Source organism: Streptomyces tyrfis, from assembly GCF_037034285.1.
In the GTDB taxonomy this organism is placed as follows: Bacteria; Actinomycetota; Actinomycetes; order Streptomycetales; family Streptomycetaceae; genus Streptomyces.
In genome coordinates this window covers 139,557-158,531 of sequence record NZ_JBAGJZ010000011.1, presented here as the reverse complement: position 1 = coordinate 158,531, position 18,975 = coordinate 139,557, and the positions used below count along the sequence as shown (strand labels likewise).

General features: G+C 71.5%; 22 protein-coding genes. 9 read left to right on the top strand and 13 right to left on the bottom strand.

What is annotated here, in order from left to right:
- Positions 1–94: 94 nt before the first annotated feature.
- The 5 genes from WA762_RS11465 to WA762_RS11445 form a co-directional block, all read right to left on the bottom strand.
- Complete coding sequence (locus tag WA762_RS11465) at positions 95–1,069, bottom strand: ABC transporter permease subunit (RefSeq protein WP_335935383.1); 975 nt, start codon at positions 1,067–1,069, stop codon at positions 95–97.
- Complete coding sequence (locus tag WA762_RS11460) at positions 1,066–2,016, bottom strand: ABC transporter ATP-binding protein (protein ID WP_335935423.1); 951 nt, start codon at positions 2,014–2,016, stop codon at positions 1,066–1,068. The genes WA762_RS11465 and WA762_RS11460 overlap by 4 nt, the downstream gene beginning before the upstream one ends.
- A gap of 5 nt (positions 2,017–2,021) precedes the next feature.
- The gene (locus WA762_RS11455; protein ID WP_335935381.1) at positions 2,022–2,432 is read right to left on the bottom strand and encodes a GntR family transcriptional regulator; all 411 of its coding nucleotides are present in this window, start codon (positions 2,430–2,432) and stop codon (positions 2,022–2,024) included.
- A gap of 209 nt (positions 2,433–2,641) precedes the next feature.
- Positions 2,642–3,565 carry a mycothiol synthase gene (mshD, locus tag WA762_RS11450; protein WP_335935379.1) on the bottom strand — a complete coding sequence of 308 codons (924 nt, stop codon included), beginning with the start codon at positions 3,563–3,565 and terminating at the stop codon, positions 2,642–2,644.
- Positions 3,566–3,605: 40 nt separating this feature from the next.
- Positions 3,606–4,274, bottom strand: a complete 669-nt coding sequence (locus tag WA762_RS11445; protein WP_335935377.1) for a DUF1016 N-terminal domain-containing protein — start codon at positions 4,272–4,274, stop codon at positions 3,606–3,608.
- Between the two features lie 299 nt (positions 4,275–4,573).
- Here WA762_RS11445 and WA762_RS11440 point away from each other — a divergent pair, with 299 nt between their 5' ends.
- Both WA762_RS11440 and WA762_RS11435 read left to right on the top strand, forming a co-directional pair.
- On the top strand, positions 4,574–6,421 hold the full coding sequence (locus WA762_RS11440; RefSeq protein WP_335935376.1) for a bifunctional metallophosphatase/5'-nucleotidase: 1,848 nt from the start codon (positions 4,574–4,576) through the stop codon (positions 6,419–6,421).
- Between the two features lie 262 nt (positions 6,422–6,683).
- A complete protein-coding gene (locus tag WA762_RS11435; RefSeq protein WP_335935374.1) occupies positions 6,684–7,460 on the top strand; it encodes a MerR family transcriptional regulator in 777 nt (258 codons plus the stop codon).
- Between the two features lie 122 nt (positions 7,461–7,582).
- Here WA762_RS11435 and WA762_RS11430 read toward each other — a convergent pair whose 3' ends face one another.
- Positions 7,583–8,236 carry a DinB family protein gene (locus WA762_RS11430; RefSeq protein ID WP_335935372.1) on the bottom strand — a complete coding sequence of 218 codons (654 nt, stop codon included), beginning with the start codon at positions 8,234–8,236 and terminating at the stop codon, positions 7,583–7,585.
- Between the two features lie 178 nt (positions 8,237–8,414).
- On the opposite strand from WA762_RS11430, the gene WA762_RS11425 reads away from it, so the two are divergent.
- Positions 8,415–8,912 carry an SMI1/KNR4 family protein gene (locus WA762_RS11425; protein WP_335935370.1) on the top strand — a complete coding sequence of 166 codons (498 nt, stop codon included), beginning with the start codon at positions 8,415–8,417 and terminating at the stop codon, positions 8,910–8,912.
- Positions 8,913–9,082: 170 nt separating this feature from the next.
- Here the strand turns inward: WA762_RS11425 and WA762_RS11420 are convergent, their stop codons facing one another.
- From WA762_RS11420 to WA762_RS11410, 3 genes are all read right to left on the bottom strand, one after another.
- On the bottom strand, positions 9,083–9,457 hold the full coding sequence (locus WA762_RS11420) for an inositol monophosphatase family protein (RefSeq protein ID WP_335935422.1): 375 nt from the start codon (positions 9,455–9,457) through the stop codon (positions 9,083–9,085).
- Positions 9,367–9,567 carry a hypothetical protein gene (locus tag WA762_RS11415; protein WP_335935426.1) on the bottom strand — a complete coding sequence of 67 codons (201 nt, stop codon included), beginning with the start codon at positions 9,565–9,567 and terminating at the stop codon, positions 9,367–9,369. The genes WA762_RS11420 and WA762_RS11415 overlap by 91 nt, the downstream gene beginning before the upstream one ends.
- Before the next feature lie 212 nt (positions 9,568–9,779).
- Complete coding sequence (locus WA762_RS11410; protein ID WP_335935368.1) at positions 9,780–10,223, bottom strand: ATP-binding protein; 444 nt, start codon at positions 10,221–10,223, stop codon at positions 9,780–9,782.
- Positions 10,224–10,470: 247 nt separating this feature from the next.
- On the opposite strand from WA762_RS11410, the gene WA762_RS11405 reads away from it, so the two are divergent.
- From WA762_RS11405 to WA762_RS11385, 5 genes are all read left to right on the top strand, one after another.
- Positions 10,471–11,322, top strand: coding sequence for a helix-turn-helix domain-containing protein (locus WA762_RS11405; RefSeq protein ID WP_335935366.1), 852 nt, complete (start codon positions 10,471–10,473; stop codon positions 11,320–11,322).
- 13 nt (positions 11,323–11,335) lie between these two features.
- Positions 11,336–11,530, top strand: coding sequence for a DUF397 domain-containing protein (locus WA762_RS11400; protein WP_335935364.1), 195 nt, complete (start codon positions 11,336–11,338; stop codon positions 11,528–11,530).
- 333 nt (positions 11,531–11,863) lie between these two features.
- Positions 11,864–11,989: a hypothetical protein gene (locus WA762_RS11395; RefSeq protein WP_335935362.1), complete on the top strand. Its 126-nt coding sequence runs from the start codon at positions 11,864–11,866 to the stop codon at positions 11,987–11,989.
- 127 nt (positions 11,990–12,116) lie between these two features.
- Positions 12,117–13,010, top strand: a complete 894-nt coding sequence (locus WA762_RS11390; RefSeq protein WP_335935360.1) for a phosphatidylinositol-specific phospholipase C — start codon at positions 12,117–12,119, stop codon at positions 13,008–13,010.
- A gap of 117 nt (positions 13,011–13,127) precedes the next feature.
- On the top strand, positions 13,128–13,487 hold the full coding sequence (locus WA762_RS11385; protein ID WP_335935358.1) for a DUF1330 domain-containing protein: 360 nt from the start codon (positions 13,128–13,130) through the stop codon (positions 13,485–13,487).
- 108 nt (positions 13,488–13,595) lie between these two features.
- Here the strand turns inward: WA762_RS11385 and WA762_RS11380 are convergent, their stop codons facing one another.
- Positions 13,596–14,279, bottom strand: coding sequence for a hypothetical protein (locus WA762_RS11380; RefSeq protein ID WP_335935356.1), 684 nt, complete (start codon positions 14,277–14,279; stop codon positions 13,596–13,598).
- A 191-nt stretch (positions 14,280–14,470) separates the two neighbouring features.
- Here WA762_RS11380 and WA762_RS11375 point away from each other — a divergent pair, with 191 nt between their 5' ends.
- Positions 14,471–14,938, top strand: coding sequence for a helix-turn-helix domain-containing protein (locus WA762_RS11375; RefSeq protein ID WP_335935354.1), 468 nt, complete (start codon positions 14,471–14,473; stop codon positions 14,936–14,938).
- Positions 14,939–15,328: 390 nt separating this feature from the next.
- Here WA762_RS11375 and WA762_RS11370 read toward each other — a convergent pair whose 3' ends face one another.
- The 3 genes from WA762_RS11370 to WA762_RS11360 all read right to left on the bottom strand — a co-directional run bounded on the left by WA762_RS11370 (position 15,329) and on the right by WA762_RS11360 (position 18,751).
- Entirely contained in the window at positions 15,329–16,762 is a 1,434-nt protein-coding gene (locus WA762_RS11370; protein WP_335935353.1) for a sensor histidine kinase, read from the bottom strand.
- Positions 16,759–17,490 carry a response regulator transcription factor gene (locus tag WA762_RS11365; RefSeq protein WP_335935351.1) on the bottom strand — a complete coding sequence of 244 codons (732 nt, stop codon included), beginning with the start codon at positions 17,488–17,490 and terminating at the stop codon, positions 16,759–16,761. Before WA762_RS11365 ends, WA762_RS11370 begins: the two co-directional genes overlap by 4 nt.
- Before the next feature lie 244 nt (positions 17,491–17,734).
- Positions 17,735–18,751: a S1C family serine protease gene (locus WA762_RS11360; RefSeq protein WP_335935349.1), complete on the bottom strand. Its 1,017-nt coding sequence runs from the start codon at positions 18,749–18,751 to the stop codon at positions 17,735–17,737.
- Positions 18,752–18,975 lie beyond the last annotated feature (224 nt).

Genomic DNA, 18,975 nt, shown 5'->3' with positions numbered 1-18,975 from the left:
TGGCAAGCCCTTCTGAATGCTCGGTAACGGCGACATGACGTGCAGGAAGCGGTGTGCCGTGCGGGCCCGTACGGACCGGGGGCGGCGGGGCCGTTCAGCCGTGCCGGCGGCGCAGCACCCGGAAGGCGAGGAGCACGGCGAGCCCGGCCAGGGCGAGCAGGATGCCGGTCTCGACGAGCTGGAGCGGCCAGAAGTGCGAGGCGGGGTGGTAGTCGACGTAGCCCCGGACGATGTGCTCGTCGGCCAGGCACTGTTCGAGGCCGGCGCCCCCTCTCGGGCAGGTGCTCCAGGGCAGCCGCGCGCCGTCGGCGGTCAGCCAGCCCGACGCGACGGAGGAGGCCCCGCCGGGCAGTTCGGGCGTGCTCTCCGGGGCGTACGTGCTGTGCGCGGTGGGCCACAGACCGTCGCGCACGGTGTTCAGGGCCGCCGCCAGCACGCCGTAGCCGATCACGGTCGTGACCATCGCGGCCACGGTGCGCCGCAGCACCAGCCCGGCGAGCGCGCCCAGGGCCAGCATGCACAGGGCGTAGCCGACCGGGACCGTGCCCATCGAGCCGTACGCCATGCGGTCGTCCCAGTCGACCGGGTAGTGCGTCCGGTCGGTCCGTGACCGGGCCCAGGAGCAGACCGCCGACAGCACACCGACTCCGACCAGGGTCAGTACGGCGGGCACCGCGAGCTTGGCGGCGAGCCAGCGCGCCGGTGAGACGGACTGGGTCCACGCCAGCTTGTACGTGCCGCTCTCCAGCTCACGGCCGATCACCGGACCGGCGACGAACAGGCCGACGAACGCGGGCAGGACCGTCATCACCGCGGCCGCGCGGCCGACGGCCTGATGAATCCGGTACTCGGAGTCGAGGAAGTCGCGGACGATGTCACCGCAGCCCCGGACCGTGTGCTCGACCGAGCAGCCGGAGTCCGCGAACGCGCCGGCGGCGGAGTCCGGCCACAGGAGGAAACCGGCCAGCGCGGCGATTCCCGCGAGCGCGAGGACGCCGGCGCCCCACAGGGGCCACCGGTGCTGGCGGATCACGACCCGGGCCGGGCCCGGCAGGGAGAGCGCGCTCACGCCGCCACCCCCTCGCCGGTCCCGGCCGCGGCGCTCGGCGTCAGCAGGGCGGGCGCCTCCGGCGACCGCAGGTGGGCCAGCAGCAGCTCCTCCAGCGAGGGTTCCGCCGCCTCCCAGACGTCCGCGTCCACCGGGCCCCGCCTGCGGACCAGCGCGGTCCGCACCCGCCCGGTCGTGCGGGACTCGACGACGGTGTGCGGGGCGGTGTCCCGCGCCGGGCCGGTGAGCACGGCGTGCGCGGCGAGGAGGTCGTCCGTCTCGCCGCCCAGGCGGACCCGGCCGCCGTCGACCAGCAGCAGGTAGTCGCAGGCGTTCTCCAGCTCGCCGAGGATGTGCGAGGACATCACGATGGTGGTGGCGTGCTCGGCGGCCTCCGCCATCAGCGCGCCCATCAGCCGGTGGCGGGCGAGAGGGTCGAGGTCGGCCATCGGCTCGTCCAGCAGGAGCAGTTCGGGCCGCTTGCCGAGGGCGAGGGCCAGCGCGAGCCGGGTGCGCTGGCCGCCGGAGAGGGTACGGACCACGGCGTCGCGCGGGAGGTCCCCGGCGATCCGCTCGGCGGTGTCCTGGTCCCAGGTGCCCGGGTTGAGCTCGGCGCCCGCCCAGAGCGTCGCGGCGACCGTCAACTGCGGGTACAGCGGCTTGTCCTGGGCCACGAACGCCACCCGCGACCGCGCCTCGCCGGGCGGCGCGCCCAGCACCCGTACCGTCCCCTCGGCGGGCCGCAGAAAGCCCGCGGCCAGGGCGAGCAGGGTGGACTTCCCCGCGCCGTTGGGCCCGACCAGGGCGCACACCCGCCCGGCCGGCAGCCGGAACGAGCAGTCGCGCAGCGCCCAGCCCCCGCCTCTCCTGTTCCGGTACTTCATCCCGAGGCCGACGGCCTCGATCGCGGTGCCCGCCGTCGTGGCGTCCGCCGTCGCGACGCCTGTCCTCGTCGTGGCGCCTGTCATCCGGGTCATCCGGGCTGATCCCCCTCGAAAGTCCTGTCCAGTACGGCGGTGAAGAGCGCGCTCACGTCGTCCTTCTCCAGACCGGCCGCGCGGGCCCGCCGGGCCCACTCGGCGAGTTCGGCGCGCAGCGGGCCGTCGTCGGCGGCCGCCGCGCCGCCGAGCGTCCGCGTGACGAAGGTGCCGAGGCCGCGTCGGCCCTCGGCGAGGCCCTCGCGCTCCAGCTCTCGGTACGCCTTGAGCACGGTGTTCGGGTTGATGGCGGTGGCCTCCACGACCTCCCGCGCGGCGGGCAGCCGGTCGCCGGGCTCCAGCAGGCCGAGCCGGAGGGCCTGTTTGGTCTGCTGGACGATCTGGAGGTACGTGGCGACGCCGCTCCGCCGGTCGATGCGGTACTGGATCGCCGCGGGCCCTGCCATACTTTCCCCCTTTCACTAAGCAAGTAGTGAAAGACTGGGCCGGAAAAGGGGCGGTGTCAAGCGGACCACCGCTCACCGGAGTCCGCTCGACACCGCCCCGCACGCCGCGCCGGACGGCTCCGCCCCCACGCCGCGCCGGACGGCTCCGCCCCCACGCCGCGCCGGACGGCTACCGCCCCCACGCCGCGCCGGGCGGTCCCCGCTCCGGCTCAGGTCTCCGTGCGGTACATCAGGTCCACCTCGTGCGTCGCGAAGCCCATGCGCTCGTAGACGCTCAGGGCGGCCTTGTTGTCCGCGTCGACGTAGAGCATCGCCGTCGGCAGCCCCTGGGCGGCCAGGTGGCGCAGCCCGATCGCGGTGAGCGCCTTGCCGAGGCCGCCGCCCTGCGCGTCGGGCCGGATGCCGAGGACGTAGACCTCGCCCAGCTGCTCCTCGGCGTGCACCTTCGTCCAGTGGAAGCCGATGAGCTCGCCGTCGCGCTCGGCCAGGAAGAAGCCCTTGGGGTCGAACCAGGGCTGCGCCCTGCGGTCGTCCAGGTCGCGCTGGGTCAGCGCGCCCTGTTCGGGGTGGTGGGCGAAGGCGGCGCGGTTCACCGCGAGCCAGGCCTCGTCGTCCTGGCCGGGGACGAAGGCGCGGACGGTGACACCGGGCGGAAGCGTCGGCTCCGGGATGTCCCGCAGGGCCAACGGTCGGCGCAGCTGCCGCAGTTCGCGGAAGAGGGAGAGGCCGAGGACCTGGGCCAGGTGCCGGGCGGCGGACTTCCCGCCGTGCGCCCACACCCGCAGCCGCTTGCCGGTCAGGGCCAGCAGTGCCGCTCCCAGCGCCCGCCCGTGCCCCTGCCCGCGGTACGAGGGGTGGACGACCAGCTCGGCGGCCGGCGCCTCGACGGGGTCGGTGTCCTCCAGCTGCGCGTACCCCACCAGGGCCGGCCCGCTGCTGAGCAGCAGATGCCGCACCCCCTCGCGCCGGCCGCCCCGCAGCTGGAGGCGTCCCTGCTCGGACACGGCCTGCCTGCCGTCGGAGGCGGCCGCCTCGTCGAGCAGACCGGACACCGCGTCGGCCTGTTCGGGGGAGAGCACGTCGAGCGTCTGGATCTCCCGCCCGGGGGCGGGCAGCGGTACGTCAGTCGTCATGTGTACGAGCGTACGGGGGCGAGGCGGCCGCCGGGGGCTGTCAGGGCCCCGGGGCGGCCCCCGGGGGCGTCCGGCAGGGCCCCGGGACCCCGCCGTCGTCCCTGCTGCCGTCCCCGCCGTCGCCGCTGCCGTCCCCGTCGGCGTTCCCGTCGGGGCGGAGCGCCTGCCGGGCGACCCGGAACAGGTCCTCCGAGGTCGGCATGAGCTCCCGCACGCCCGGCGGGAGAGTCGCGTACGGGCTGACCGCGAGCGGCTGGTTCCGCAGCTGAAGGGCGAACTCCACGATCGTCTCGTCCCGGCTCTCCGCGACGAGGATGCCGAGGGTCTGGTCGTCGCGCTCCGGGTCGCGGTAGACGGCGTGCTGGGCGTGGAAGTCCAGCACGAAGCGGGTTTTGCAGGTGCTCATGAGGGTGATGACGTGCCCCCAGGGCATTTGCGCAACAGCCTGTTGCGCAAATGACCCGTCCCACTTCCTGGCGAGCTGCTGCATGTACTGGAGGTTGCGCGTGTTGAAGCCGCGCTGGTCCGGGAAGTCCGTGCGCAGCTCGGTCGCGATCCGCTCGGTGATCTCCGCCACCCACTTCTCCCGCCCCTGCCGTTCCAGGACGACCCGTCCGATCTCCCAGTGCATCCGGAGCATCTCGGTGTTGACCTCGAGCTGAGCGCGGACGCGCGAGCCCCGCACGATCGACTTGAGGTCGGCGCCCATCTCATGGAAACCGGGCGGAAGTTCCGAGGCCGGTCGTTGCCGGGCGGGTACGGTCGGCCGGGGTCATGGGTTCCTTCTCCATGCCGCACAGGCTTCCGGAGGCCATGTGTGCGGTGACGTTTCTGCCCGCATATGTAAGCCGTACGGGTGATAAGAGTGCCTCGGTCATGATTCCGGCCGCATGGCAACCAGTTCGTAACCCTGTACGTCTGTCGCGCTACGCGCGTTGAACCTAGGCTGCGCACGAAGTCTCCCGACTCGTCACCACTTTGACCTCCGCTGAACTCACAAGGGGACCGATGTCAGCGAAACCGCAGAAGAACCGCGCGTCCCGGCGGGTGCTCGCCGCCGCGGCCGGGCTCGCCACCGTCGGCGCGCTCGTGGCCGCGATGCCGGCCGGCGCCCACGACCGTGGCCATGGCCACGGTCACGGCAACGGGCACCACAAGCCGGCCCGTACCGTCGACGTGCAGCTGCTGTCCTTCAACGACCTGCACGGGAACCTGGAGCCGCCGGCCGGCTCGGCGGGCACGGTCACCAAGACGCGGCCCGACGGCACGACGGAGGCGGTCCCGGCCGGCGGCGTCGAGTACCTCGCCTCCTCGCTGCGCACGGCGCGCAAGGGGCACCCGTACTCGATCACCGCGGCCGGCGGCGACATGGTCGGCGCGAGCCCGCTGCTGTCGGGGCTCTTCCACGACGAGCCGACCATCGAGGCGCTCAACAAGCTGGGCCTCGACGTCACCAGCGTCGGCAACCACGAGTTCGACGAGGGCGCCACCGAGCTGGCCCGCCTCCAGAACGGCGGCTGCCACCCGGTGGAGGGGTGCTACGAGAAGGGCAAGAAGTTCAAGGGCGCCGACTTCCCGTACCTCGCCGCCAACGTGACGAACGAGAAGACCGGCAAGCCGATCCTCAAGCCGTACACGGTGTGGAAGAAGAACGGCGTCAAGATCGGTTTCATCGGTGTGACCCTGGAGGGCACCCCGGACATCGTCACGGCCAACGGCGTCAAGGGCCTGAAGTTCCACGACGAGGTCGAGACGATCAACAAGTACGCCAAGGAGCTCGACCGGCAGGGCGTCAAGTCCATCGTCGCGCTGATCCACGAGGGCGGACAGCCGGCCTCCGGTTCGTACGACTACGACTGCGACAGCTCCGGCCCCGGCAGCGGCATCTCAGGTCCGATCGTCGACATCGCCAAGGGCATCACGCCCAAGGTCGACGCGCTGGTCACGGGCCACACCCACCAGGCGTACGTGTGCACGGTCCCGGACCCCGCGGGCAACCCGCGCATGGTCACCTCGGCGTCCTCGTTCGGCAAGCTGTACACGGACACGACGCTGACGTACGACCTCCGCACCAAGGACATCGTCCGCACGTCGGTGAAGTCGGCCGGCGCGCTGAACCCGCGGTCGGCGAACCACATCGTCAGCCGTGACCAGCCCAAGGCCAACGACATGACGGCCCTGATCGCGCGCTGGAACGCCCTCGCGGCGCCCATCTCCAACCGGCCGCAGGGCTACATCAGCGCCGACATCAACGGCCGCGGCTCCGCGGCGCCCGAGAAGCCGCTCGGCGACCTGATCGCGGACGCCCAGCTGGAGGGCCTGGCCCCGGCGGACAAGGGCGGGGCGGTCCTGGCCCTGATGAACCCGGGCGGCATCCGCGCGGACCTGGTGTACAAGGCGTCCGGCGGCGAGGGCGACGGCGTGGTGACGTACGGCGAGTCCTTCACCGTGCAGCCCTTCACCAACATGATGAACGTGGTCGACCTGACCGGCGCCCAGCTGATCACCGCGCTCCAGCAGCAGGTCAGCGGCCCCAACGAGGCGAGCCCGAAGATCCTCCAGATCTCCGAGGGCCTGACGTACACCCTCGACATGACGAAGTCGGGCGCGGCCCGGGTGGTCGTCGACACCGTCAAGCTGAACGGTGAGGCGATCGACCCCGCGAAGACGTACCGCGTCGCGATGAACGAGTTCCTGGCGGGCGGCGGCGACGGCTTCGCGGCCCTGGGCCAGGGCACGAACAAGCTGGTCGGCCCGTCCGACCTGGACGTGTTCAACGCCTACCTGGCGGCCCACTCCTCGGCCTCCGCGCCGCTGGACCCGCCGGCGGCGAACCGGATCACGGTCATCCGGTAACCCTCTCACGGGGAGACTCCGTCACATGGATCTCGGGGCGGCGGGCCGGACGGGCCCGCCGCCCCTCGGCGTTCCCCGGCCCCCTCCGGACCTTCCCGGACCGGACACGGCGCGCCCGGCGTTCCCGGTGTTCCCGGCGGGCGGGAGCGCGGCGAAAGGCGGGGGCGCGTCAGCGGTTGAAGTTGCCGTTGCGGCAGCTTCTACCGTCCTCACCAGGGCCGGAGAAGCCGGCCCTGGTGAGGCGGTTCGTGAGGAGGACGTCGTGGAGGAGAAGACGAGGGAGTGGCCGATCGAGGAGGTCGCCCGGATGTCCGGGGTGACGGCGCGGACCCTGCGCCACTACGACGAGATCGGCCTGCTGCCACCGGCCCGGATCGGGTTCAGCGGCCACCGCTACTACGAGGAGCGCCAACTCCTGCTGCTCCAGCAGATCCTCGTGCTGCGGGCGCTGGGCGTCGGCCTGGCCGACATCGGCCGGATCCTGACCGAACAGGTCGACGAACTGGAGGCCCTGCGCGGCCACCACCGTCGCCTGCTCGCGGAGCGGGACCGGCTCGACGCCCTGGTCGCCACGGTCTCCCGCACGATCGCCGGACTGGCAGAGTCCAGAAAGGACGGCAGACCCGTGACCACCATCAACCGACCGGAGAACCTGTTCGAGGGCGTGGAGCCTTCCCAGTACGAGGAGAACCTGCGCGACTTCCCCGAGCTCGCCGAGGAGGTCGGACGCCGGGCCGCCACGATGGGCCCGGCCGAGGCGGAGGCGGGACACCGCCGGCGCACGGAGCAGATGATCCGGCTGGCCGAACTCATGGCCGCCGGTGTTCCGGCCGGCGCCGAGCCCGCGCAGGCCGAGATCGACGCCCAGTACCGCACTCTGTCGGAGCTGCGCACCGCGTCCGCCGACGAGTTCCGGGCGATCGGGCGGGCCTGCGTGGACAACGAGGTCTGGCGTGCCGCGTACGAGGCGATCGCCCCGGGCCTGGCCGCCTACCAGCGTGACGCCGTGGAGGCGTACGCCACGCACCGCCTGAGCTGAACCACGGCGGGGCCGCTGCCGTCCGAGGCGCACCGGCAGCGGCCCCGCCGACCAGGCCCGAGACCGGCCCCGGGCCCGCGTCCCAGCTCCGGCCCCGGGGCCAGGCATCTGTGCGGGCTTGCTCAGGTGTTCCGGCCTGCTTCCCGACCGGCCTCCCGGGCCACGCGCTCCAACCGGTTCCGATGCTCTTCCCACCACTGGGCGTCGCCCGGCGGCATGTTGTCGTTGTCCTTGTTCATCCCGACTGCCCCGTCCGTGAGTTCGCGGAGGATGTCGGCGTGCCCGGTGTGCCGGTGGGTGTCCGCGATCACGCGGACCACGGCATGGTGCAGGGTCACCTCGTCCCGGCCGGCCGGCCACCACGGCACCCTGCCGACCGCGTCCAGCGCCAGCGCGTCGAGCGTCGCGTCCGCGTGCGCCCATGCCCGGCGGTAGAAGCTCACGATGTGCTCGCGCGACTCGTCGGCGGTGGCCCACATGTCCGCGTTGGGCTCGGCGTCGGCCTCGACCCAGGGCAGGGATATGCCGGACGGCCGCCCGAAGGTGTCGCCGAGATAGCCCAGTTCGGCCCCGGCCACGTGCTTCACCAGGCCCAGGAGATTGGTGCCGGTCGGCGTGCGCGGGCGGCGGACGTCGTACTCGGAGAGCCCTTCGAGCTTCCACAACAGGGCGTCGCGGGCGGTCTGGAGGTAGTAGCGGAGATCGCTCTTGGCGCTCTCGGCGCTTCCCGCGTTCTCGGCGTTCTCGGCCTTATCGGCGTGTTCCGGTGTGCTCATGGGGCCAGTCTGTGGTCCGGGCGACCACTGTGCACCGGCTTTTGCGCCGCTCGCGCCGGAGTGCCGGAGCGCCGGAACGGCGGCGGGCCCAGTGACGCTCACCGACGAACCGACGAACCGACGGGCCTACGAGCTGACGAGCCGACAAGTCGACGAGCCCCGGTCGTAGGATGCGCTGGTGGCTCGGTTCGAGGAGATCAAGACGACGTTCTGGGGCGAGGGCCGGTACGGAGCGCAGGCGCCGCTGACGGACACGGCCGTCCAGGACGCCGGGCTTCGGCTCGGAGTCCGTCTGCCGACGTCGCTGCTGGAACTGCTGCGGATCCGGAACGGCGGCCCGGTCGCGGAGTCGTGGAACGCCTTCCCGACCGACGCGCCGACCTCGTGGAGCGAGAACCACGTCCCATTCGACGAGCTGATGGGCATCGGCCACCGTGACGGCTGCACTTCGATGCTGGACTCGGCCTACCTGATCGAGGAGTGGGGCCTTCCCTCACCGCTGGTGCTGCTCTCGGGCGACGGCCACTGGTGGATCGCGCTCGACTACCGGGAACGCGGGACACAGGGGGAGCCCTCGGTGACATGGTTCGACGCGGAGGGCGAGACGGAGCTTCCGCTGGCCCAAGACTTCCGGACGTTCGTCGAGCGTCTGACCGCGGCCGACCGCATGGCCTGACCCGGGCCGGCCCTGTCGGCTCGATTCGGCGGTCCGGCTGAACGGCAGGCTCTCCGGCGACTTCACCTTCGCGCTCAAGCGCTGAGCAGCCCCCTTCGCTGCCACGGGCCTGTCCGGCACGATCCGCCGGACAGGCCCGGTCCTGGCTGTACGCGTCCAGGGGGTACGGGTCAACGTGTTCGTGGCGGGCGGAGGGGAAGTCCGGGGCCCTGGGAGAGGGCCTGGAAGTCGCGGCTGTGCGGCAGGCCCTTCACCAACTCCAGGAACTCGTCGTGCAGCCGACCGTTGGTGACCAGCACGGACATGTCGCCTTCCAGCACGGACGCCCCGTTCAGGTCGGTGATCCGGCCGCCCGCTTCGGCGACGATGACCGGCATGGGGGCGACGTCCTCGTAGCCCATCGACGGACCGGCGATGACGCCGGCGTCGGCCCGGCCCGTCACGAGGTCCACGATCACCTCGTCGAGGGCACACTGATCAGCTCCTCGACCGCGACATCGATCTCGGTGACCTCGGTGCCGTCCGCCTTGAGGCGGCTGTGCCAGTCGTCGCTGAAGAACCCCTGAGCGGACATCCACCCGGCACGACCGAGCAGGCGAACAGCGAACTCCAGAAGCTCCCGGTCGACGGGAGGAGCGTCGAAGGCGTAGTCCATGAGGCCGAGGCTTTCACGGCTCCCCGTGCGTGTGGCACGAAGCGGGGGACGGACGAGGACACAGAGAGGGCAGACGGCAGAGGCGGCTCCGGGCCCGATCCTTTCTGGAACATCGATGCGGAGAGAGGGCGAGCGCGACGATCTGGCCTGAAGTCCGACCGTGATCAGGCATGGGGGTCCGTCAGCGCGCCACTGACGGACTCCTCCACATGTCAGGCAGCCGCCCCGAGCGTGAACCAGACCGCCTTCCGGCACGTAACACCGCCGCCGAGGACGGTTGCGCCCCAGGCCAGGGTCAGCCGCTCCACGAGCAACAGACCTTGCCCGCCGACCCGTTCGGGTGCGAAGTGGAAGTCCGTCGGCTTCGGCAGCGCCCAGTGGGCGTCGTCGGTGACCGCGACCGTGACCCGCGAACGCCGGACGACCGTCTGGACGCCGATCACCGACGTACGCGTATGACGGTGTGCGTTGGTGACCACTTCGGTGACGCAGAGACGCGCGTCGTCGACGAGATTGCGGTGGCTGCTGAGGTCGAGCAGCGACGCGAGGAAGTCCCGCGCGAGCTTCGCGGCACAGGCGGTGCTGGGCAGGGCGAGTCGGTAGAAGTCGCCATCGAGTGGGCCCGGCGGCAGAGGAGTTGCGGTGACGGTGCTCATGTCGTTCTCCCAACGCGGTGCGGTCTGAACGGGTGGGTCGCTCGTTGTACGTGGCGATGGCCGTACGAGAGCGCGGCGCAACACGCCTTCCACCGGCTCTGCTTCGGATGTGCCGGCGTGCGGCGCGGGTGCTGTGGCCACGCTAGCGTGGCCGTATCAACCGTTTAAGGGGAACCGATAACTAGTGTTCTGATTAGGCCCCTTCGAGGGATGTGGCCACACTGGGATGCGACAAGAGGAGAGGTTGATGCCACCGAGGAAGCCCCCTACCGCACGGCAGCGTCGACTGGGCGCGGAGCTGCGCAAGATGCGGGAGCACGCCGGCCTGACGCCGACCGAGGCGGCGGGTCTGCTGGGCACGGACCGGACCACCATCAGCAACACCGAATCGGGCCGGTTCGGGGTGAGCGGCGCGCGGGTGCGTGCTTGGGCTGACCACTACGCGTGTCACGACACCGCCTACGTCGATGCGCTGGCTGACATGGCCGAGGAGCGGATAAAGGGTTGGTGGGAGGACTACCGCGGCGAACTTTCGGGTAGCGCGCTCGATTTGGCCGAGCTGGAGCACCACGCGGTCAGGATCCGGGCGGTTCAGATCATGCATATGCCTGGCCTGCTCCAGACCGAGGACTACGTGCGCGCTCTCTACGCGGAAGCCATGCCCGCGCCGACCCCGGCGAGTCTGCGACGGAGGCTCTCGCACCGGTTGAGGCGTCGGGACATCCTCGACCGGCCGAATCCGCCCCTCTGTACGTTCCTGATCCACGAAGCGGCGCTGCGGATGCAGTACGGCGGGCGCAAAGTGGCCGCCGGTCAGCTCGAACACCTGCTGAAGGAATCGGAGCGCGACAATGTCACCGTGCGAGTGATCCCGTTCGCGGCGGGCGGCATGCCGAACTCCGGCAGCTCAACCCGCTATGTCTACGGGCCAGTTTCGCAGCTCGATACCGTCCAGACGGATACCCCGATGGGTTCGACGTTGATCGATGCCGAGGCGTGGCTACGGGTCTTTCGAGGGGTGCTCGACCGTACGGAAGGGCGCTCGCTCGACCCGCAGAGTTCGAGAGACTTCATCAAGGAAGTCGCAGATCAAGTATGAAGGCGTGAAAATCATGGGAATTCAGTGGCGGAAGTCGTCCAAGTCGGCGGACGCGGACGGCAACGACTGCCTGGAACTGGCCGAGTACGGGGGAGAGATCCTCATGCGCGAAAGTGACAACCCGGATGTGGTCATCCGTACGACTCGTGCCAAGCTCCGTGCCTTTCTCGGTGGCGCGAAGGAAGGCGAGTTCGACGATCTGGTCTGATCTCTAGCGTTCCCGCCCCGGGCGGTCTCCATCGGCGCAGGTGGAGGCCGCCCGTTGTGTTGTGCGGCTGGCTCGAATCAGCCAGGACGTAGCACCGGCGCAGGGGGTCCGCATCACTCGTTAGATGTACAACGCTTGATACGGACTTGCTCAACGGGCTAGCTTGCGGTGTGCCGCCTGCTGGGCCCGTTCCTTGAACGAGCCCGGTCCGGGCCGCGCAACTCTCCGACTCTCTGCGCCAGTCGGGGAGCCCGCAAGGGCCGCCCCTTGCCCGCGCTCGTCACGCCGGTGACGGGCAAGGGGTGGCGGCGACATCGCACCGGAGGGCCTGCCATGGACGACGCCGAGGACTGGGAACGCGCCACCGCCCCCATGGCATGGGAGTTCCGGTGGGAACGGGTCGTCTACCGGTCCATGGGAGCCGACGAGGTGGCCGGGCCGTCCGTCGGTGTGGTGTAACGGCCGCGTCCCGCGTGCGGGGCCCGGTGGGATCGATGAGGGCGCCGGTCGGCGCTGTTCCGACACTGACGTGCGCCCGTCATAATCCGAGGGCCCGAACCCCCACCACCGACGGAGGCACCCCCGCATGAGCCCGTACGCCGGTTCGCGTCGCACCTTCCTCGCAGGCGCACTCGCCGCCACCGCCACCGTGCTCCTGGGCGCGGGATCCGCCGGGGCCAGTGGCCGGCAGGCCCTCACCACGCAGGACTGGATGGGCGCCATAGCCGGTGACACCGCACTGCAACGACTCACGATCCCCGGCTCGCACGATTCCGGCGCACGCTTCGGCGGGCCATGGGCGGAGTGTCAGAACACTACGGTCGCCGAGCAGTTGAGCGGCGGAATCCGATTCCTCGACGTGCGGTGCCGGGTAACCGACGGCTCGTTCGCGATCCACCACGGGGCCTCGTACCAGAACATGATGTTCGGGGACGTCCTCGGCGCCTGCTGGGACTTCCTGGCCGCGCATCCCACCGAGACCGTGCTGATGCGGGTCAAACAGGAGTACTCGGAGGAGAGCGACGACACGTTCCGGCGCGTCTTCGACGACTACCTGGACGTCCGGGGCTGGCGGCCGCTGTTCCGTATCGACCCGTCGCTCCCGTCGCTGGGGCAGGCGCGCGGCAAGGTCGTGCTGCTGGCGGACAACGGCGGGCTGCCCGGCGTCCGTTACGCGGACTCCGCGCTCTTCGACATCCAGGACGACTACATGGCCGAGCCGATCGCCAAGTACCGCAAGATCGAGGCCCAGTTCCGCAAGGCCGCCCAGCAGCCCGGGAAGCTGTACATGAACTACGTCAGCACCGCGGCCCTGCTGCCCCCGCGCTGGAACGCGGACCGGCTCAACCTGCAGGTCCACTCGTTCCTGGACGGCTCCGAGGCGGCCGGCTGGACCGGGCTCGGCATCGTCCCGCTGGACTTCCCCGCCACCCGCTCCGGCCTCGTGGAGTCACTGATCCGGCACAACCCGGGGCTCTGAGGGGCCCGGAGCGGAAGCGGTTTACCTCGGGAGTAATCGCCGCGCGCCGACGCCCGCGGCTACGTTCGGAGCGTCGTCCCACGCCGGGACGTGGACGAGCCGAGGAAGGGATCCGACGTGACCGCTTATGGCTTCGCTCATTTCCGCAGCCGTCGTAGCCGGCACCCCGACATCCTGGAGTACTTGGAGCGCATCCAGGCCACTCTCGACCCTTTTCACGGGCGCTTCGTCATCCACGGGCCGCCGGCCGAGGTGCTGGAGGGCGCCTGGCCCGGCAGCATGGTGATGATCGAGTTCCCCGGCATGGCCGAGGCCCGCGCCTGGTACGAGTCCCCGGCGTACCAGTCGATCCTGGGGCTCCGGACCGCCCACATCGAGGGGGACGTGGTGCTGGTCGAGGGCGTGGGTCCGGACTACGACCCGGGCGCACGCGCGGCGGTGCTCCGGGCGGAGGCCGAGGGGGAGGGGAAGGCGTAGGGCGGGGCGGAGCCGACGGAGTCCGGCCGGGGCCGGGACCCGGGCGAGGCCGGAGCGGAACCCGGGCGGGACGGCCTGTCGCCGCCTGGACCGCTGCCCGGCCGTCGGTCAGCCTCCGCTTCGGCCCCGGCTCGGGGCCGTCGCCAGGCGCAGGCGCTGGGTTCCCCGCCGTATCAACGGCATGCCGGTACGAGTCACCAGGTCGTGCGCGGCGGGGCCGATCCGCGTGCCGCTGATCTTCCGGCCCGTCGGATCCGCGAGCGCGGCCGGGCGCGTCGCGGATCGCAGCGCCTGCCAGATCCGGCGCGTCTGCTCGGTGAGGAGCGGGTGGAGTTCCGGGCCGACTTCGGGTTCGTTCCAACTGACCGCCAGGCGACCGGCCTCGAAGACCTCGCCGGCCCGGACCTCGCCGTGCCGGGAGGCCTCGCCGTCCCTGATCTCGCCGTGCCGGGAGATCTCGTCGCACCGGTCCGGGACGTGGCGGGAGCGCAGGAGTTGAACGGCGGCCGCGTGCCGCAGACCGGGCCGGGCGATCGCCCCGGCGGTCGTGACGACCCCGGGCGGAGCCGCCGCCCCCACCGGCAGGAGCAGGAACGCCTGCACTCCGCCACAGCTCAGCGCCTCCTCAACCGTCGGATGCAGATGCACCTCGTGCAGACCCACGGGCCCCGGCTGGCTGCACAGCCACCCGGCGTCGGGGAGAACGTCGCGAATGCGCTGCCCCATGAGGGCCTCGTCCTCCGGCAGCAGCCAGGCATCCGTCGTCTTCGTACGGGAACCGGGAAACGTCACCCGCACAGCATCGCAGCCCCCGAGCCCCGCCGTCGGTTCACCCGAGTGCCGCCGCCCCCGGCGGTCGGGCCGGGCGAGACGAATCGGCCGACCGGGTGATTCTCGGACGTTCCAGGAGCGCCGAAAGGGGATGGATTGCGCTTGCTTCGTTGGTTGCGAGTAATTCGAATACAACGTTGGAGGGCGACGCTATGGGTGCTGCCGCGGGCAAGAAGATCGAACCGGGTGCGGTCGACGCGCATCAGGCGCAGCGGGCGCTGCGCAGGATCAACGACTACTTGGCACGTACGGACCGGGGAGACGACGAGGACATTCAGGTCCACCTCGAAACGGGGGCGGCCGATGAGACGCTGGTCCTGCCGCGGCCGGTGGCGGAGATGTTCGCGTCGATGCTGGCGGCCCTCGCCAATGGGCAGGGCGTCCAGGCCATGCCGGTGGACGCGGTGCTGACGACTCAGCAGGCCGCCGACATGCTGAACGTGTCCCGCCCCTACCTGATCAACCTCCTGGAGGCTGGCGAGATCCCCTACCGGCTTGTGGGCCGCCACCGTCGCATCCGTCTCGTCGATCTGCGTCAGTATCTGCGCGAGGATGACGCGCGCCGCAAGGATGCGGCCGACGAACTGATGGGTCTGGACCAGGAGTTGGGTCTGCTCTGACATGTCGGTTGTCGTGATCTACGATGCCTGCGCGTTATACCCGAACACGTATCGTGATCTCCTGATCCGTGTCGGTCAGAAGGGATTCGGTCCGTGCCCGGTGGACCGACATGATCCTCGATGAGGTCGACCGGAACATCGCGCGGGACTGCGGCATTGCTCCGGAGAAACTGGAGCGCCGGAGGGTCAGCCCTCCGCCTGGGGCCGGGAGCCGTCGGCTGACGGGACGGCTCCCGGGTCGTGCCTATCGGGCCTCGGCCGCGGATCGGGGTCCTTGGCGACAGAGCCGTGCACACACCGTCGAAGACTGGACCCCGGCGAGGCGCCGCCGCAGCTCGTTCCGCCGAGGTCCGGCGCCGGCTCTGAGCCGCGGGCCTGCGGGAGGCCCGCTCACAGCTGCGGCGGGGGGTGCGGGGCGCCCGGGAGACGGATGGAGGCCACCGTGCCGCTTTCGCCCTCGCCGTCCGCCGGGCGCAGGGCGACCGTGCCGCCCGCCTGCTGGATCGTGCGGGCGACGATGGACAGGCCGAGGCCCGAGCCGGGGAGCTGGCGGGCGGACGGGGAGCGCCAGAAACGCTCGAAGACGTGCGGGAGTTCCTCCGCCGGGATGCCGGGGCCGTGGTCCCGCACCGTCAGTTCGCCGTCCCGCAGGGCGACCTCGATCGTGCCGCGCGGCGGGCTGAACTTGACCGCGTTGTCCAGGAGGTTGACCACCGCCCGTTCCAGCGCCGCCGATTCGGCCCGTACGTACCAAGGGGTCAGGTCGGCCCGGATGGTCAGCTCGGGGCCGCGCAGCCGGGCGCGTTCCAGGGCGGTGTCCGCGATGTCGTGCAGAGCGACGACCTGGAGCGGGCCGGGGGTCGCCGCGTCGGGGCGGGCCAGTTCCTGGAGGTCGCCGATGAGCGACGCCAGCTCCGTCATCTGCGCCTTCACCGACGTCATCAGCGCCTTGCGGTCGTCCGGCGGGATGGCCCGGCCGGTCTCGTCGCTGCGGGCCAGCAGGTCGATGTTGGTACGCAGCGACGTCAACGGGGTCCGCAGCTCGTGGCCGGCGTCCGCGATCAGCTGCGCCTGGCGGTCCCGGGAGCTGGCCAGGGAGGCGGTCATGGAGTTGAACGAGCGGGACAGCCGGGCGATCTCGTCCTCGCCCTCGGCGGGGATGCGGACGGTGAGGTCCTCGGTGCGGGCGACGTGCTCGACCGCCTCGGTGAGTTCGTCGACGGGCCGCAGCCCGGTGCGCGCGACCCACAGACCGGCCGCGCCCGCGCCGACGGCGCCGATGCCGGAGACGACGAGCAGGACCCACGCCAGGGTGGACAGGGGGTCGTTGATCTCGCTCATCGGGCGGGCGATGGACACCGCGATACGGCCGGTCGCCCCGCCGGGAAGCTGGGTGACCTGCACCAGCGGGTAGGTGTAGACCCGCATCCGGGTGCCGTTCGCGGCCGTGGCCGAGTGCAGGGCGTCGGGCGCCTCCTGGTCGACGACCGCCATGTCGGCCGCGCTCACCGGGATCGGGGACATGTCGGGGGCGTTGCACACCGCGCCCTGGGAGTCGACGAGCTGGACGGTGTACTTCCCGGTGAACGTCCGGGGCGGCAGCGCGGTCGTGCCCCGGCAGTAGGCGTACAGGTCGGACAGGTACCTCGTGTCGACCTTGGCGCTGCGCAGCGAGGAGTCCAGCTGGGCCTCCAGCTGCGCCCGGGTCACGAACCAGCACGCCGCCGCCACCGCCGCCACCGCGACCGCGACCGCCGTCGCCACCAGCAGGGCGAGCCGGGTGCGCAGCGGCAGGGCGCGGAGCCGGCGCAGGACGCCGGTCATCCGTCACCGCCGCCGGAGCGGAGCGCGTAGCCGACCCCGCGCACCGTGTGCACGAGGCGCGGCTCGCCGCCCGCCTCCGTCTTGCGACGCAGGTACATCACGTACACGTCCAGGGAGTTGGAGCTGGGTTCGAAGTCGAATCCCCACACGGCCTTGAGGATCTGCTCACGGGTCAGTACCTGGCGCGGGTGCGCCAGGAACATCTCCAGCAGGGTGAACTCGGTGCGGGTCAGCTCGACCCTGCGGGCGCCCCGGGTGACCTCGCGGGTGGCCAGGTTCATCCGCAGGTCCGCGAAGGCCAGCACGTTGTCGTCGGCGTCCCCGCCGGCCGCCGCGGCGGCGTACGAGCTGCGGCGCAGCAGGGCCCGTATGCGGGCGAGGAGCTCGTCCAGCTCGAAGGGCTTGACCAGGTAGTCGTCGGCGCCCGCGTCGAGGCCGGTGACCCGGTCGCCGACGGTGTCGCGGGCGGTCAGCATCAGAATGGGCGTGGTGGTCCCGGCGGAACGGAGCCTGCGGGCCGCCGTCAGCCCGTCCATGCGCGGCATCTGGATGTCGAGAACGATGAGGTCGGGGGCGTACGACTCGGCCCTGGCGAGGGCGTCGACGCCGTCGACGGCGACCTCGGTGCCGTACCCCTCGAACGCGAGGCTGCGTTGCAGCGCCTCCCGCACGGCCGGTTCGTCGTCGACGATCAGGATGCGCTGGGGATCGTCTTCGGCGGGGCTCATCGCTGCTCGTCCTCTTCTCGTTCTCGCTCCGGCACTCGTCCCGGCGCTCGCTCCGGTCACGGGGGCGGGGCCGCGGTCGGCGCGGGCCGCCTGCCGTGATGCCTCCAGCGTCGCACGGCCGGGCCCGCCGCAGGACGGCGGTGCGGGGCGGTGTGGCGGCACGGGGCGGTGCGGGGCGGCGTGGCGGTACGGAGGGGCGGAGGGGGGAGGAGTGGAAGGGCGGAGGGATGCCGCGGTGCGGGCGTTACCCGTTGCCGCCGGCCCGCAGCGTCCCGAGGTCGGCCTTGAGCGTGTTCACCGGGATGGCGAAGCCGAGACCCACGCTGCCCGCGTCGGAACCGCCCGATCCGCTCCCCGAACTCGCCGAGTACATCGCGGAGTTGATGCCGATGACCTCGCCGTTCATGTTGATGAGCGCGCCGCCGGAGTTGCCGGGGTTGAGCGAGGCGTCGGTCTGGATGGCCTTGTACGTGGTGGTGGACTCGCCGGTGTCCCCGTTGAACTGCCGGCCGCCGAACTCGAACGGCCACTGCCCGCCGCCCGGCCCGTTCCACCCCTGGCCCTGGCCCTGGCCGCTGCCGCCGTCGTCCTTGGGGACCGTGACGTCACGGCCGAGGGCGGAGACGATGCCGCTGGTGACGGTGCCGGTGAGGCCCTCCGGGGAGCCGATCGCGACGACCTGGTCGCCCACCGCGAGCGCAGAGGAGTCGCCCAGCGTGGCGGTCTTCAGACCGCTCGCGCCCTGGAGCTTGATCAGCGCCAGGTCCTTGGCGGCGTCGGTGCCGACGACCTTCGCGGTGTACGTACGGCCGGTGCTGAGCGTCACCTTGATCGAGGAGGCGCCGGAGATGACGTGGTTGTTGGTGACGACCTCGCCGTCGGAGGTGATGACGACCCCGGAGCCGGTGGACTGGCCCGCGCTGGAGTCCGCCTTGATCTCGACGATCATCGGGGAGACGGCCTTGGCGACCCCGGCCACGGTTCCCTTGCTGCTCTGCGAGACCGTGGTGCCAGGGATGACGCCGCCGCTCGCGGCGCTCGGTGTGTCGCGGGTCAGCTGCCCGACGACGGTGGCGGTGCCGCCGCCCACGATCGCCGCCGCGAGCGCCACGGCCGCCAGGAGGGCCACCGGCCGCTTGGCCCGGTGCCGGGGCGCGGGGGGCGCGGGGGAGTAGGACGGCGGCGGCGGGTACGACGCGTCACCGTTGCCGTACGAGGGGTACATCGGGTACTCGCCGCTCGGGCGCTGGCTCTCTGTCATGTGCTCCAGCGTCATCGGCGAACATGAGAGAAGCCTGAGCGAGCCCTGAGAAGCCTGGCAGAACCTCGTATGCCCGAAATAAAGGGCGGAAGGGGCCCGGCCCAGGCGCACCGACCCACGGCCCGACCACCGGACGTATGGGCCCGACAACCGGACATCCGGGCCCGGCACACGGACATCCGGGCCCGGCACACGGACGTACGAGCCCGGCACACGGACATCCG